14 protein-coding genes are annotated in these 13,687 nt (G+C 73.2%); 6 read left to right on the top strand and 8 right to left on the bottom strand.

Annotated elements, in window-relative coordinates; translation table 11 throughout:
- Nucleotides 1–24 precede the first annotated feature (24 nt).
- The 3 genes from QRN30_RS04855 to QRN30_RS04845 all read left to right on the top strand — a co-directional run bounded on the left by QRN30_RS04855 (nt 25) and on the right by QRN30_RS04845 (nt 3,561).
- Nucleotides 25–930: a DMT family transporter gene (locus QRN30_RS04855; RefSeq protein WP_082046982.1), complete on the top strand. Its 906-nt coding sequence runs from the start codon at nt 25–27 to the stop codon at nt 928–930.
- A gap of 120 nt (nt 931–1,050) precedes the next feature.
- Nucleotides 1,051–2,649 carry a long-chain-fatty-acid--CoA ligase gene (locus QRN30_RS04850; protein ID WP_071250437.1) on the top strand — a complete coding sequence of 533 codons (1,599 nt, stop codon included), beginning with the start codon at nt 1,051–1,053 and terminating at the stop codon, nt 2,647–2,649.
- Nucleotides 2,650–2,691: 42 nt separating this feature from the next.
- Nucleotides 2,692–3,561, top strand: coding sequence for a UbiA family prenyltransferase (locus tag QRN30_RS04845; RefSeq protein WP_284760567.1), 870 nt, complete (start codon nt 2,692–2,694; stop codon nt 3,559–3,561).
- Nucleotides 3,562–3,570: 9 nt separating this feature from the next.
- Here the strand turns inward: QRN30_RS04845 and QRN30_RS04840 are convergent, their stop codons facing one another.
- The 5 genes from QRN30_RS04840 to QRN30_RS04820 all read right to left on the bottom strand — a co-directional run bounded on the left by QRN30_RS04840 (nt 3,571) and on the right by QRN30_RS04820 (nt 8,855).
- A complete protein-coding gene (locus QRN30_RS04840; protein WP_159556086.1) occupies nt 3,571–4,764 on the bottom strand; it encodes an FAD-dependent oxidoreductase in 1,194 nt (397 codons plus the stop codon).
- A gap of 57 nt (nt 4,765–4,821) precedes the next feature.
- Nucleotides 4,822–6,096, bottom strand: a complete 1,275-nt coding sequence (locus QRN30_RS04835; RefSeq protein WP_284760566.1) for an acyltransferase family protein — start codon at nt 6,094–6,096, stop codon at nt 4,822–4,824.
- 367 nt (nt 6,097–6,463) lie between these two features.
- The gene (locus QRN30_RS04830; protein WP_017886975.1) at nt 6,464–7,762 is read right to left on the bottom strand and encodes an NAD(P)/FAD-dependent oxidoreductase; all 1,299 of its coding nucleotides are present in this window, start codon (nt 7,760–7,762) and stop codon (nt 6,464–6,466) included.
- A gap of 103 nt (nt 7,763–7,865) precedes the next feature.
- Complete coding sequence (locus QRN30_RS04825; protein ID WP_056070136.1) at nt 7,866–8,414, bottom strand: dihydrofolate reductase family protein; 549 nt, start codon at nt 8,412–8,414, stop codon at nt 7,866–7,868.
- A 21-nt stretch (nt 8,415–8,435) separates the two neighbouring features.
- A complete protein-coding gene (locus tag QRN30_RS04820) occupies nt 8,436–8,855 on the bottom strand; it encodes a hypothetical protein (protein WP_214585140.1) in 420 nt (139 codons plus the stop codon).
- 82 nt (nt 8,856–8,937) lie between these two features.
- Here QRN30_RS04820 and QRN30_RS04815 point away from each other — a divergent pair, with 82 nt between their 5' ends.
- The 3 genes from QRN30_RS04815 to QRN30_RS04805 are packed head-to-tail and all read left to right on the top strand — an operon-like array spanning nt 8,938 to nt 10,462.
- The gene (locus QRN30_RS04815; protein ID WP_156463823.1) at nt 8,938–9,408 is read left to right on the top strand and encodes an alpha/beta fold hydrolase; all 471 of its coding nucleotides are present in this window, start codon (nt 8,938–8,940) and stop codon (nt 9,406–9,408) included.
- Nucleotides 9,405–9,710 carry an alpha/beta fold hydrolase gene (locus QRN30_RS04810; protein ID WP_056070145.1) on the top strand — a complete coding sequence of 102 codons (306 nt, stop codon included), beginning with the start codon at nt 9,405–9,407 and terminating at the stop codon, nt 9,708–9,710. Before QRN30_RS04815 ends, QRN30_RS04810 begins: the two co-directional genes overlap by 4 nt.
- A complete protein-coding gene (locus QRN30_RS04805) occupies nt 9,707–10,462 on the top strand; it encodes an esterase/lipase family protein (RefSeq protein ID WP_350225046.1) in 756 nt (251 codons plus the stop codon). The genes QRN30_RS04810 and QRN30_RS04805 overlap by 4 nt, the downstream gene beginning before the upstream one ends.
- A gap of 63 nt (nt 10,463–10,525) precedes the next feature.
- On the opposite strand, the gene QRN30_RS04800 is transcribed toward QRN30_RS04805, so the two are convergent.
- The 3 genes from QRN30_RS04800 to QRN30_RS04790 all read right to left on the bottom strand — a co-directional run bounded on the left by QRN30_RS04800 (nt 10,526) and on the right by QRN30_RS04790 (nt 13,654).
- The gene (locus tag QRN30_RS04800; RefSeq protein WP_284760565.1) at nt 10,526–11,533 is read right to left on the bottom strand and encodes a LacI family DNA-binding transcriptional regulator; all 1,008 of its coding nucleotides are present in this window, start codon (nt 11,531–11,533) and stop codon (nt 10,526–10,528) included.
- A gap of 73 nt (nt 11,534–11,606) precedes the next feature.
- Nucleotides 11,607–12,635 (bottom strand): Gfo/Idh/MocA family protein, encoded by a 1,029-nt coding sequence (locus QRN30_RS04795; protein ID WP_262117958.1) that lies wholly within the window; start codon nt 12,633–12,635, stop codon nt 11,607–11,609.
- On the bottom strand, nt 12,632–13,654 hold the full coding sequence (locus QRN30_RS04790; protein ID WP_214533210.1) for a Gfo/Idh/MocA family protein: 1,023 nt from the start codon (nt 13,652–13,654) through the stop codon (nt 12,632–12,634). The genes QRN30_RS04795 and QRN30_RS04790 overlap by 4 nt, the downstream gene beginning before the upstream one ends.
- Between the last annotated feature and the right edge of the window lie 33 nt (nt 13,655–13,687).

The following is a 13,687-nucleotide window of genomic DNA, read 5'->3' as shown; positions in this document are numbered from 1 at the left end:
CTCGGTGGTCCGACACTAGGCCACGTGAACGCCCTCCTCTACGTCCTCGTCGCACTGACCTGGGGCTCGAGCTTCCTCTTCGCGAAGATCGGCCTCGACGGTCTCGCCCCGCAGCAGGTCGCCACCGTGCGGACCGTGCTCGGTGGGGTCACGCTCGTCGTGGTGCTCCTGGCGACCCGTCGGCGCTGGCCCCGGGAACCGCGGACCTGGGCGCACCTGGCGGTCGTCGCGGTGTTCCTCAACGCGGTGCCGTCGTCACTGATGGCGTGGGCGGAGCAGACGGTGCCGTCCGGCCTCGCGAGCATCTACAACGCGACGACCCCGATCATGACGCTGGCCGCGCTCGCGGTGCTCGTGCCGTCCGAACGCCTGCGCGGACGGCAGGTGCTCGGGATCGTGCTCGGCATCGTCGGGGTGCTCGTGCTGGTCGGCCCGTGGGACGTCCTGACCGACCCCGAGGTCCTGGCGAGCGTGCCGGGGCAGGTCGCACTGCTCGGCATGACCGCGTCCTACGGCATCGGGCTCGCCTACCTGCGGCGGGTGGCCGTGGCGAGCGCGTACGACCCGGTCACCTTGGCGACGGTCCAGCTGACGCTGGCCTCCGGGATGCTGCTGCTGGTCGCGCCCGTCATCGCGACCGGTCCGGTCGAGCTGGACGGGAGGATCGTGGCCGCGATGATCGCGCTCGGTTGCGTCGGCACGGGGCTGGCCTACGCCTGGAACACCCGGCTCGTGCAGGCGTGGGGCGCTGGTCGCGCCTCCACCGTCACCTACCTGACGCCGGTGGTCGGGGTGGCGCTCGGGGTGCTCGTGCTGGGGGAGCGGGTGCGGTGGAACGAACCCGTCGGCGGACTCGTCGTGCTGCTCGGGATCGCCCTGGCGTCCGGGGTCCTGGTGCGCCGGAAGGTCGCCGCGCCGACCGCTGCCTGACCGGACACCCGTGCGGCGACCGCCCCGGACGGGTGTCGTCGGAGCACGCGCGACGCGGCAGGACGAGCCGTAGGATCGGCTGCGACGACGACGAGGTCGTCGACGACGACGGAGACCGGCATGCACGACACCCACACCACCCGCGCGACCGCATCGGTCGCAGCGATCCTCGCCGAGTCGGCGGCACGGTACCCCGACGACGTCGCCGTCATCGTCGGCGACGTCCGCACCACCTACGCCGAGCTGTGGGCCCAGACCCTGTCCTACGCCGGAGCGCTCCGTGCGCGGGGCGTCACCGAGGGGTCGAAGGTCGCGATGCTCGTGCCGAACGTCGCGGACTTCCCCCGCGTCTACTACGCCACACTCGCCCTCGGCGCGGTGGCCGTGCCCGTGCACGCCCTGCTGAAACGCCGCGAGATCGAGTACGTCCTGCGCGACAGCGGGGCCACGTTGCTCGTCTGCGCCGCACCGCTGCTCGGCGAAGGTGCTGCCGGCGCCGAGCTGGCCGGGGTCGACGTGGTGACCGTGCTCGCGCCGGCCCCTGCGCAGGCTCCGACCGGCGACCAGTCCGCGGCCGGCCCCGACCGGCTCGAGGCCCTGGCCGCGCAGAGCGAACCGCTCGACACCTACGTCCCCAGGCACCCGTTCGACACCGCGACCATCCTGTACACGAGCGGCACCACCGGCCAGCCCAAGGGTGCCGAGGGGTCGCACTTCGCACTGCTCGAACAGGTCAACACCAACCTGATGACCACGTTCGACATGCACCGCGGCGACGTCCTGCTCGGCGCGCTGCCGCTGTTCCACACGTTCGGGCAGACCTGCACGATGAACACCGGGTTCCGCACCGGCGCGACGCTGGTCATGCTGCCGAAGTTCGACGGCGACTCGGCGCTCGCCGCGATGGTCGAGCACGGCTGCGGCATCTTCATGGGCGTCCCGACGATGTACATGGCGCTGCTCGACGCCGCGACCCGGTCCGAGGCCCGTCCGACGCTCCGGTACGCGATCTCCGGTGGTGCCTCGCTGCCGCTGGCGGTGCTCGAGCGGTTCGAGCAGGTCTTCGACGCCCCGATCCACGAGGGGTACGGCCTGACCGAGACCTCGCCGGTCGCCACCTTCAACCACGTCGGACAGCCGCCGCGGCCCGGCACGATCGGCACGCCGGTGTGGGGCGTCGACGTCGAGATCGCCGACCCGGAGGTCCGCGACGCGATCGTCATGCTGCCGCACGGTGCGATCGGCGAGCTCGTGATCCGCGGCCACAACCTGATGAACGGGTACCTCGACCGGCCCGAGGACACCGCAGAGGCCATCGTCGACGGCTGGTTCCGCACCGGCGACCTGGGCACGAAGGACGACGACGGCTACCTGACGATCGTCGACCGCACCAAGGACATGATCATCCGCAACGGCTACAACGTGTACCCCCGCCAGGTCGAGGAGGTGCTCGCCACCCACCCCGACGTGGCGATGGCCGCGGTGTTCGGCGTGCCGCACGCGGTGCACGGGCAGGAGATCGAGGCGGCGGTGGTGCTGCGCTCCGGCGCGACCGTCGAGCCGCAGGTCCTGGTCGACTTCGTCGCCGCCGAGATCGCCGCGTACAAGTACCCCCGGGTCGTGCACGTCCTCGACGCGCTGCCGCTCGGCCCGAGCGGCAAGGTGCTCAAGCGCGAGCTCGTCGACCGCTTCGGCGTCGAGGTGACCGCGGTCCCGTGACCGGCCCCACGACCGCGCAGGAGCGATCCGTACGCTGACCGGGTGACCGCCAGCAGCGCCCCGTCGACCGCACGACTGCTCTTCGCGTCGTCGCACCCCGGGCCGACCATCACCGTGACCGTCCTCGCCGCGGTGGTCGCCGCCGCCGTCGGACACCCGGTGTGGCTCGTGGCCCTGGTGGCGCTGACGGTCGTCGCCGGGCAGCTGTCCATCGGGCTGGCGAACGACTGGATCGACGCGGACCGCGACCGGGCCGTCGGACGGAGCGACAAGCCCGTGGCCCGCGGCCTCATCGCCGTCGGCACCGTCCGTACCGCTGCCTACGTCACCGCCGGGATCGCCGTGGTGCTCTCGATGTTCCTCGGTCCGGTCGCCGCGATCGCGCACCTCGTGCTGGTCGCCGCAGGCTGGGCCTACGACGCCGGCCTGAAGCGTTCGGTGTGGTCGGTGGCGCCGTTCATCGTCGCCTTCGGGCTGTTGCCCGTCGTGTCCGTCGCGGCCGGGCCGGAGGGACAGTGGCCGACGTGGTGGGCGATCGCGACGGGGGCCGTCTTCGGCATCGCGATCCACTGCACCAACGTGCTGCCCGACCTGGTCGACGACGCCGCCACCGGTGTCCGGGGGTTCCCGCACCGGCTCGGGCTCCGCGGCGCGGGGATCGTCGCGTTCGCCTCGCTCGTCGTCGCGGCCGCCCTGGTGCTCGGCGGACAGGTGCTCGGTGACGACCCGGTGCGGGGCGTCGGGGTCGTGCTCGCGGTCCTCGGTGCCGTCGTGGTGCTCGTCCTCGCCGTCGTCGGCGTGCGGCTGGTGCTCGCGGGACGGGCGTCGCGCACCCTGTTCCGGCTGGTCATCGCGTCGTCGCTCGTGCTCGTCGTCGAGCTCGGCTTCGCGGGCGCGCGACTCGTCGCCTGACGTGAGCCGTCAGGCCCAGCGCATCGCGTAGAGCCGGGCCAAGCCGTGCGCGGTCGGCAGCGACAGGGCGGTCCGGAGCAGCGCCTCCCGTCCGGTCGTGCTGACGGGGCCGAGCGGACGACCGAGCGCCATGTTCGCCTCGGCCTGGCGAGCCGCACGACGGGCGGCTGCCTGGCGGCGGGCGGCGTAGCCCGGCCACGGCCCGGCCGTGCCGGTGCGGACCGCTCCGGCGAGCAGCGGCGCGAGCTCGGCGGCGTCGAGCCACCCGAGGTTCATGCCCTGCCCGCCGATCGGGCTGATCTCGTGGGCGGCGTCGCCGACGAGCACGACCCGGCCGGCACCGACGCGGTCGGCCGTGCGGCGACGCACCCGGAAGCCGCTGGTCATCGAGCAGGTCGCCGGGTCGGGGACGACACCGGTGCGCTCCGCGACGAGGGCCGCGAGACGGGCGACGAGCGCGGGGTCCGGGTCGCCCGTCGCGCCGCGTTCCGCTGCGGCGAACGCTGCGTCGTCCGGCACCAGTGCCACGTACCGGCGACGCGCGCCCGGCAGCGGGAAGGACTCGACCACGCCGTCCGGGCCCACGTCGACCAGCGCGGCGGACCGGGCCGACGGAGCCTCGGGGTCGGCGAAGTCGCCCATCACGTAGCGGTCCGGGTACTCGCGCCCGGTCGTTCCGATGCCGAGCAGGTCACGGACGACGCTCCGAGCGCCGTCCGCACCGACGACGAAGGCCGCACGGACCGTCACCACGTCGCCGTCCGGCCCGGTCCCGGTGGCATCGACGTGGTCGGTGTGCCGGGTGAGGGCGGTCAGGGCGGTCCCGGTACGCAGGGCCTCCGGCGCACCGGTGTGGAGCCGGTCGCGGAGCAGGGACTCGGTGCGGTGCTGGTCGAGGGTCGCCACGTACGGGTGGGTCGGCGAAGCCCGGTCGAAGCGCAGCGTGCCGAGGGTCCGACCGCGGCTCCTGGCCACCCCTGCACGGACGAGCGACGCCTCGGCGAGCACCGCGGTGTCCAGGCCGATCGCGGCGAACGCGTCGAGGGACGGCGGGTGGATGCCGATGGCCCGCGAACCGGTCGGCGGCTCCGCGCGGCGTTCCCACACCCGGACGTCGACGCCCCGCGCCGCGAGGAGCGCCGCCACGAACAGCCCGACGGGTCCGCCGCCGACGACGAGGACGTCCGTCCGTTCCGAGTGCACGGGGGCGAGCCTACGGTCGGCGTGCGCCGGGGCACTCAGTGAGCAGAAGACGTCGGGTCAGCGCGCCGTACCCGGCGTCTTCTGCTCACTCGACGGCGCGGGCGCGGGCGCAGGCACAGGTGCGGCCGCAGGCATCGGCGCGGATGCGCTGCGTGCCGCACGAGCCCGCGCGCGGAACCGCTCGACGGGCACCTCGACGGCGTACGCGGCACCGATCGACACGATCACCACGGCGCCGACCAGGCCGACAGTGCCCCAGGGGCCGATCGCGAAGGTGCCGAGCAGCGCGATCACCAGCGGGTGCCAGAGGTACGCCGAGTACGACACCCGGCGGCCGAACCACGACACCGGCGTCCAGCCCAGGGCCGCGGACACGGGGGACCGGACCGAGACCAGGCCGCCGATCGCCACCGCCGAGACCAGTCCGGTCGCCGGCAGCACGATCCCGAACGTCGACGCGTGCTCGGTCCAGTCGTCGTCGATGCCGAGCAGCACCGCGACCAGCAGCACGAGGCCGACCCAGGTCGCCAGGTGCCCCAGGACCCCGGCGGCCCGCACCCGCACGCGTTCGTCGTCGAGCAGCAGGGCGAGTCCGCAGCCGATCGCGAGCGGCACCACCCCGAGCACGGGCGAGAAGTAGACGTCGGGCGTGGTCCCGCCGCTCGGGGTCCGGTAGCTCGCCCACGACACCGCCGACGCCCCGACGACCAGGACGCCGAGCCCCGCGAGGAGCCAGCGACGCCGCACCCTGAGCGCGGCCAGCAGCACCAGGACCGGAGGCCACACCAGGTAGAACTGCTCCTCCATCGACAGGCTCCACGTGTGCGCGAAGACGCCCTGCGAGGTGTCCCAGAAGGCGCGGAACAGGTTGCCCGTGTAGGTCAGCGCGATGAACGCCGCTTCACCGGAGTGCAGGGACGCGCCCTTGTAGTCACCGACCCAGTTCCAGAGCAGCAGCCCGACCACGACGAGCGCCAGCAGCGCCGGGTACAGGCGCAGCAGCCGCTTCACCCAGAACGACCCGAGGCGCACCCGCCCGGTGCGGCGCCGTTCGCCGAGCAGCAGCGTCGTGATGAGGAACCCGGAGAGCACGAAGAAGACCGTGACCCCGAGGAAGCCGCCCTCGAACTGCGGCACGTGCAGGTGGTACAGGACGACGACCAGGATGGCGAGCGTCCGGAGTCCGTCGAGCGCGGGCGCACGGTGCGTCAGCGGGGGCGGCGGAGCCTCGGGCGCACCGGTTCCGGCGCGTGCCGGGGCGGCCGTGCGGTGCTGCGGTCGCGCCGATGTCGGCGCGTCCGTCGGCGCGTGTGTCAGCGTCGTCGTCGCCATGGTCCCTCCGCGCGCTGCTCGGTTGCGTGTCGCCGACCAGGGTGCCTCTCGCGGGTAAGAGGAGGCTCAACGAGCGGGGTGTACCAGGCTCGTCAGTGTCGACGCCGAACGTGCGGACCATCGCGCTGCGCGCACAGCGACCATGTCGCTGTCGTACGACGGCGACATGGTCGTTCCGCGTCGGCGCCAGCCCCGCGCACCACGCGTCGGCCAGGAGGCCCGTGGCCAGCCCGCACCGCGCCTCCAGACCGTCGCGCCCAACGTCCGCCGCACGCACACCGTGAGCAGGAACGGTCGGGTCCGACGTGCGGACTCGACCGTTCCTGCTCACGAAGCGAGCGCGCGAGCGCGCGAGTGGACTCGGCGGCTACTCGGCCTTCTGCAGCTGCCAGGGGTCCGGCTCGCGGTCGCCGTTCGGGCGCACCGGGCGGACGTCGCCGACGATCGGGATCGAGCGCTTCCGCATGAACCACACGTAGCGGACGAAGAAGTGCGTCAGGGTCGACATCCGGTTGCCGGCGCCGAGCAGGCTCGTGATGTGCACGAACACCCAGGCGAGCCAGGCGACCGGGCCGACCATCGTGATCCCGCCGCGCAGCTGGGCGACCGCGGCGTTCGTGCCGATCGTCGCCATGGTGCCCTTGTCGAAGTACTTGAAGCGCTCGGTGGCCTTGCCCTCGAGCAGGCGCACGATCTGCCGCGCCGAGTGCCGGCCGCCCTGCAGTGCGGGCTGGGCGAGCTGGGCGAGGGCGTCGTCCTGCGCGGCGATGTCGCCGGCGGAGAAGATGCGCTCGGCGCCCTTCACGCTCAGGTCGTCGTTCACCTGGATGCGGCCCCCGTGGGTCTGCGGCAGGCCCCAGCCGGAGACCTCCTTGTGGGCGGCGACACCGGTCGCCCAGACGACCTGCGACGCGGGGATGAACTCGCCGTCCGCGGTCATCACGCCGTCGGGCTTGACCTCGGAGACGCCCGTGTTCAGCCGGAGCACGACACCGCGCTTCCGCAGCACCTTGGCGGCGTAGCGACGCAGGCGCGGGGCGAACGGCTTGAGCAGCTCACCACTGCGGTGCACGAGCGTGATGGAGATGTTGCCCCGCTCGATCTCCGGGTACGCGCCGACGAGGGCCTGGTCGCGGAGCTCGGCGAGCGCGCCGGCCATCTCGACGCCGGTCGCGCCGCCGCCGACGATGACGATGCGGATCTCGTCGGGGCCCTGGTTCGCCGCCGCCTCTTCGAGTCGGGTGAACAGCTCGTCGCGGATGCGGAGCGCCTGCGAGCGGGAGTACATCGAGTACGCGTACTCGTACGCGCCGGGGGTGCCGAAGTAGCTCGTGTTCACGCCGTTGGCGAGGATCAGGTAGTCGTAGTGCAGGTGTTCGCCGTCGGACATCTCGGCGATGCGCTCGTCGGTGCGGATGCCGGTGAGCAGGCCGTGGCGGAACTCCGCGTTCGACTGCCGGGCACGGAGCGAGCGCAGGAAGTACGTCACGTCGCCGGCGTTCAGGCCGCCCGTCGCCACCTGGTACATCAGGGGCTGGAACATGTTGTAGACGTGGCGGTCGACCAGGGTCACCCGGACCGGCGCGTCGGCGAGCTCACGCATGGCGGCCACACCGGCGAATCCACCGCCGACGATGACGACGTGCGGGCGGGTGTCCTGGGTCATGCTTGCTCCGGTGTTCCTCGGGTGCGTGTGGTCACCCACGAGGGTACGCGCGGTTCGGCAGGGCGCATGACGGGCAGGGGCCGGGAGGCCCGTGGTGCGTCCGTCAGGCGTCGAACCGCCCGTAGGTGTTCAGCACGTTCCCCTTGCTCGTCACGGTGCTGTCGACCAGACGCAGGCGCGTGGGCGGGTCGGTCGGTTCGAACAGCCGCCGGCCACGGCCGGCGATCGCCGGGTGGATCATGAGCTGCAGTTCGTCGAGGACCCCGGCGAACAGCAGGCTGCGGACGAGCGTGACACTGCCGCACACGGCGATGTCGGCTCCGTCGCGCTGCTGCAGGTCGCGGACGAACGCGGGGACGTCGCCCGGGATCCGGGTGCTGTTCTGCCAGGTCAGGTCGTCGCCGAGCGTGGTGGAGGCCACGTGCTTCTCGATCGGGTTGATCCACTGCCCGAAGGGGTCCTCCGGGTGGGCCGGCCACCAATCGGACCACTCGAGGTAGCTGTTCCGGCCGAGCAGCACGGTGTCGGTGCGGGCCGTGAAGGCACCCATCGCGGCACCGAGCTCGGCGTCGAAGCTGTCGTACTGGAACTCGTAGGGGTCCTGCACGACGCCGTCGACCGACGTGAACAGACCGGCAGTGGTCTTCCGCATGGTCCGGATCGTACCCGCCGGTCAGCTCCCGGTGCCGTTGCCCGGGAACCGGTCCGTGCCCGGCACCCGGGTCGTGGACTGTGACCGATCGGCGCCGATCGCGTGGCCGACGGCGAACCCGACGCCGCCACCGACGAGCAACGCTGCGAGTGCGACGACGGCGGCGAGCAGCGGCCAGAACCACGGGGGCTTCGGGCCGGTGCTCCGGCGGTTGCCCGGGGCTCCGGCGCCGTACCAGGGGGTGGTGCCGTTCGGGGCGCCGGGGTTCCAGGCTCCGGTGTCGGCGCGGTACGGCTGCGGCTGCTGTTGTTGCGCGAGCGCGGGCCCGTCGAGCGTGGCGGTCGACGTCGGGGTGGCGTCCCAGCCGGTCGGCGTCGTCGCCCGGTTCGCCGGGACGGAGCCGTCCGGTTCGTGGCCGTTGGTGGGAGTGGTGTCGCTCATGCCAGCACTCCACACGGCCCGGCTGTGGGCAGCCGATGACCAGGCTGACCCGGTGCTGCGAACCGCCGCGTAGCCTCGGCTCGTGCGCGCTGCTGTGGAGACCGTCCGGATCGACGGGCTGCCCGTGCGCCTGCACACCATGCCGTCGCGCGGGCCGCTCCGCGACGAGGCCGACCCCTCCGTCGTGTTCGTCCACGGCATCGGGATGTCCCACCGGTCCTTCGCCCGGTCGCAGCGCGCCGTCGCCGCCGAGCACCACACGATCAGCGTCGACCTGCCGGGGTTCGGCTGGTTGCCCGCGGCCGGTCGGTGGCTGTCGATCGAAGAGCTCGGCGACGTGGTGGTGCGGGCCGTCCGACACCTGGTCGACGATGACCTGGTGCTCGTCGGGCAGTCGATGGGCACGCAGGTCGTCATCGAGTCCGCCCGCCGTCACCCCGACGCCGTCACGGCGATCGTGCTCGTCGGTCCGGTGATCGACGCCGAGCGGCGATCGCTCCCGATGCAGGCGCTCGACCTGGGCCGCGACGGCTTCGTCGAGGGGTCCGGATGAACACGGTCCTGGTCACCGACTACCTCCGGAGCATGCGCCAGTACCTGCGCGAGCTCGGGCCGATGCTCCGCTACCCGGCCGAGCAGACGATCACCGAGGTCACGCAGCCCGTCCTCGTCGTCCGCGGCACCCAGGACCCCATCGCGCGGCACGACTGGTCGGCCCGGCTCGCGGCCGCTGCGCCGGACGGCACCTTCGTGGAACTGGCGGGGCCGCACCACGTGCAGGAACGGCAGCCGGACGCGCTCGCACGACTCCTCGAGACGTTCCGCAGCGCCGAGCGCCTGGAGGGACTCCGATGACCCGGCCGGCCACGTCGGGGACCGAGGCGGCGCGGACGACGCGATCCGGGCCTCCAGGCCGTGTCCCGCTGGTGCGGCGTGCCTGCTGGGCCGCACTCGACTGGGGGTACGCGGCCCGGTGGCAGGTCCGGAGCCTCGGCCCGACCACCGCGGACGACTACCGGACCGGCGACGGGCAGCCCGTCGTCGTGGTCCCCGGCGTCTACGAGACCTGGCACTTCATGCGGCCGCTGATGGACGCGCTCCACGACCGGGGACACCCGGTGCACGTGCTGCCGGTCCTGCGGCACAACCTGCGACCCGTGCCGGACTCGGCGCGTGCGGTGATGGCGTACCTGCAGGAACGGGACCTGCGGAACGTGCTCGTGCTCGCGCACAGCAAGGGCGGGTTGATCGGCAAGTACGCGATGACGCAGCTCGACCAGCACGAGCGGATCGACCGGATGGTCGCGGTGTCGACGCCCTTCGCGGGGTCGGTCTACGCGCGGTTGGCGCCGGTGCCGCACCTGCGGGCGTTCCGGGCGGCGGACCCGGTGCTGGCGGGACTGGCGCGGGAACTCGATGCCAACGCGCGGATCACGTCGGTGTACGGGGTGTTCGACACGCTCATCCCGGAGGGCAGCGAACTGCAGGGCGCGACGAACGTGCGGTTGCCGGTGGGCGGGCACTTCCGGATCCTCGGCGATGCGCGGACGCGGTCGGCGGTGCTGGCGGCTGCGGCTGACGGCTGTTCCGGCCGAGACTCGGCCTGACGGACAGTTCTCGCTGTTCCGAGGGCGCCGACTGTCCGCCGGGCCGAGACTCGGCCGACGCGCTCAGCGGGCAGCGACGCTCGCGCGCTCGACGATCCGATGCGGCACCACGACGGTCTCCGGCGCGGCACTGCGGTCCGCGATCCGCCGGGTCAGCAGGTCGAGTGCCGCCGTCGCGAAGGCCCGACGGTCGAACGACACCGTGCTGAGCGACGGGATCGCGTACGCGGCAGCCTCGACGTCGTCGAACCCGATGACGCTGACCTGCTCGGGCACCCGGACCCCGCGGGCGGCGAGCACGTGCAGCACCCCGAACGCGATCGAGTCGGTGAAGGCGAAGACGGCGTCGGGCAGGGGGTGCTCGTCGAGCCAGGCCGCGAAGGTCGTCGCCGCGGCGCTCGTGGTCCACGCCGGCAGCGGGACGCGGAGCGACGGGTCGGGTGTGATGCCCGCTGCGGTGAGCGCTGCGGTGTACCCGTGTTCGCGGAGCTCGCTCGTCGCCGTCGCAGCCCCCTCCGCTGACGCGCCGACGATCGCGATGCGCCGGTGCCCGCGGGCGATGAGGTGTGCGGTGACCTGGTCGGCCGCCGCACGGCTGTCGACGTGCACCTGGTCGACGTGCTCGGGCTCGACCTCGCCGATGACGACGGTCGGCGGCAGCCCCTCGGTCGAGGCCAGGACACTCGCGCTGAGCGACACCGGGTTGAGGATCAGTCCGTCCACCAGGTGTGCGCGGGCGCGGGACACCAGTTCGTGTTCGAGAGTCGGGTCGTTGCCGGTCTGCTCGAGCTGCAGGACCCAGCCGCGTTCGCGGGCGAGTTCCACGAACGACTGCGCGAGTTCGGCGGAGTAGGCGCTGCCCATCTCCGGCAGCGTCAGCGCGATCGCTCCGGAGCGGCCGTTCCGCAGCCCGCGGGCGGACAGGTTCGGCACGTAGTCGAGCTCGGCGATCGCGCGCTCGACGCGTTCACGGGTCTCCGGGCGCACGACGACGCCGCCGTTGACGACGTTGGAGACGGTCTTCGGGGACACCCCGGCGAGGGCAGCCACGTCCCGCACGGTTGCGCGCATCGGGACGAGCGTAGCGCGGCGGCGGGCAGGGGTGGGGCGGCGTGCGGCGACGGTGGCGCGGTGTGGTGCGGGGCTAGCCCGCGGCCTGCACCGCGACCGTCCGGCGCGTCCGCACCGACTCCTGCGCCGCCAGCACGATCGACAGCGTCCGCAGGCCGACCCCGACGTCCGGCTGCGGCTGCTCCCCGGACGCCACGGCCGCCAGGAACGTCCGGAGCATCGGCACGTCGTGGTCGGGCCCGTACCGGAGCTCGATCGGCCGGCCGCCCACGGCGTCGAGCCCGCGAGCAGCCGCCCCGAAGAAGTCCACCGACACCGTGCCGCCCGTCCCGGCGACGTCGAGCGTCAAGCCGCCCCACACCGGCGACGTGTCCGGTCGGCTCCACGAGCAGTCGATCGCCGCGATGGTGCCGTCGTCGTACGTGATGGTCACCAGGCCCGCGGTCTCGGCGTTCGCTCGGTCGGCGTGCAGCACCTGGTTCGCGACGGCGGTGACGGACACCGGCGTCGCTCCGGTCAGCCCGTCGATCAGGTCGGCGACGTGCACGACGTGGTCGACGAGGGCGCCGCCTCCGCTCAGCCGGACGTCGGTGAACCAGTCGCGGGCGAGCGGCAGCATGCCGTTGTTCGCGCCCCGCACCGAGAACACCGTGCCGAGTGCGCCCGAGTCCCGCGTCGCCCGCAGCCGGTCGAACGCCGAGGCGAAGCGCACCGGGAACGCCATCATCAGCAGCACCCCGGCGCGGTCCACGGCATCGCGGATGGCGAGGCCGTCCTGCCACGAGGTCGCGAGCGGCTTCTCGCAGAGCACGTGTGCCCCCGCTGCCGCCGCGAGCTCGACGAACTCGCGGTGCCGGGCGTTCTCGCTCGTGACGATCACCGCGTCCGGGCCCCAGGCGAGCAGCTCGTCGACCGAGTCCGCGTACCCGGCGCCGAGCGCGCGTGCCAGTTCGGCTCCGCGCAGGTCGCCGAGTTCCGTCCCCGTGGACACCCCGCCCGGGTCCGTGCCGCGCACCTCGACATCGGGCATGGCCGCCAGAACACCGAGGTAGCTGATGGCGTGCGTGTGGGCGAACGAGAGCACCCCGATCCGGAGCGTCACCGTGCGACCTCGACCGGCTGGCCGGACTCGATCGACTCGATCGCCGCGTTCGCGATCCGCACCGCGGCGACGCCGTCGTCGACGGTGACCCGGGGTGGCCGACCGCCGTCGAACGCTGCGAGGAAGTCGGTGAGCTCCAGCGCGTACGGGTCGGCGGCCGGGTCCACCGGCGGCAGGAAACCGTCGACGGACGCCGGCGCCGCCAGGTCGCTCCGGGTGTCCTCCTCGGCCCGGGAGGAGTGCGACAGGCTGCCGAGCGTCCCCGTCACCGAGTACTCCGTCGTGAAGGCCAGGTGCTGCGGCCCCCACAGCCCGGCGACGTGGCTGATTGCGCCCGACTCGTGCGTGAGCAGGACGTGCGCCGCCTCGACCGGCTCCGCCTCGGACCCCGCGCGGACGCTCACCGCCGACACCCGGGTCACCTCGCCCGCCACCCAGCGCGCGATGTCCAGGTCGTGGATCATCTGGTCCATCACGATCCCGCCCGACAGCGCGCGGTCGCCGAACCAGGGGACGTGGGTGGGGAAGGCGCCGGATCGCGAGAACCGCAACACCGCCAGGTCGCCCAGGAGGCCCGTGGTCGCGGCCTCGTGCAGGCGCGCGTACGCGGGGAACCAGCGCACCACCTGGGCCGGGTAGAGCTGGACGCCCGCGTCCGCAGCGCGGGCCGCCAGGTCCGCCGCGTCCGCGTCGGTCCGGGCCAGGGGCTTCTCGGAGACGACGTCCTTGCCGGCCGCGATCGCCGCGCGGACCACCTCGGCGTGGGCGTGCGTCGGGACCACGACGTCGACGACGTCGACCGCGGCGAGGAGCTCGTCGAGGCTGTCGGCGACGGTGATCGTGCTGCCCTCGGCACGGGCGGTGTCGGCGAAGGCGTCGACGAGTTCGTGGGCGCCCTCGCGAGCGTGCACCACCACATCGCCCAGGCGGAGCAGCCCGGGCAGGTGCGCGACGGAGATGCCGCCCGCGCCGACGAGCCCGATGCGTTTCCGGGCGAGGGGCTCCGACTGTGGCGTCATGGGGTCAGCGTAGGAGATGCGGTCCGAGGACGG

The organism is Curtobacterium sp. MEB011 (genome assembly GCF_030209655.1).
Classification (GTDB): Bacteria; Actinomycetota; Actinomycetes; order Actinomycetales; family Microbacteriaceae; genus Curtobacterium; species Curtobacterium poinsettiae.
This window is presented reverse-complemented; position numbering and strand designations above follow the sequence as displayed.

Bases quoted from the DNA above. Each gene is read 5' to 3' on its own strand.
- QRN30_RS04850 (WP_071250437.1), top strand. From the start codon at position 1,051: ATGCACGACACCCACACCACCCGCGCGACCGCATCGGTCGCAGCGATC.
- QRN30_RS04835 (WP_284760566.1), bottom strand. From the start codon at position 6,096: ATGGCGACGACGACGCTGACACACGCGCCGACGGACGCGCCGACATCG.
- QRN30_RS04830 (WP_017886975.1), bottom strand. From the start codon at position 7,762: ATGACCCAGGACACCCGCCCGCACGTCGTCATCGTCGGCGGTGGATTC.
- QRN30_RS04825 (WP_056070136.1), bottom strand. From the start codon at position 8,414: ATGCGGAAGACCACTGCCGGTCTGTTCACGTCGGTCGACGGCGTCGTG.
- QRN30_RS04820 (WP_214585140.1), bottom strand. From the start codon at position 8,855: ATGAGCGACACCACTCCCACCAACGGCCACGAACCGGACGGCTCCGTC.
- QRN30_RS04810 (WP_056070145.1), top strand. From the start codon at position 9,405: ATGAACACGGTCCTGGTCACCGACTACCTCCGGAGCATGCGCCAGTAC.
- QRN30_RS04805 (WP_350225046.1), top strand. From the start codon at position 9,707: ATGACCCGGCCGGCCACGTCGGGGACCGAGGCGGCGCGGACGACGCGA.
- QRN30_RS04800 (WP_284760565.1), bottom strand. From the start codon at position 11,533: ATGCGCGCAACCGTGCGGGACGTGGCTGCCCTCGCCGGGGTGTCCCCG.
- QRN30_RS04790 (WP_214533210.1), bottom strand. From the start codon at position 13,654: ATGACGCCACAGTCGGAGCCCCTCGCCCGGAAACGCATCGGGCTCGTC.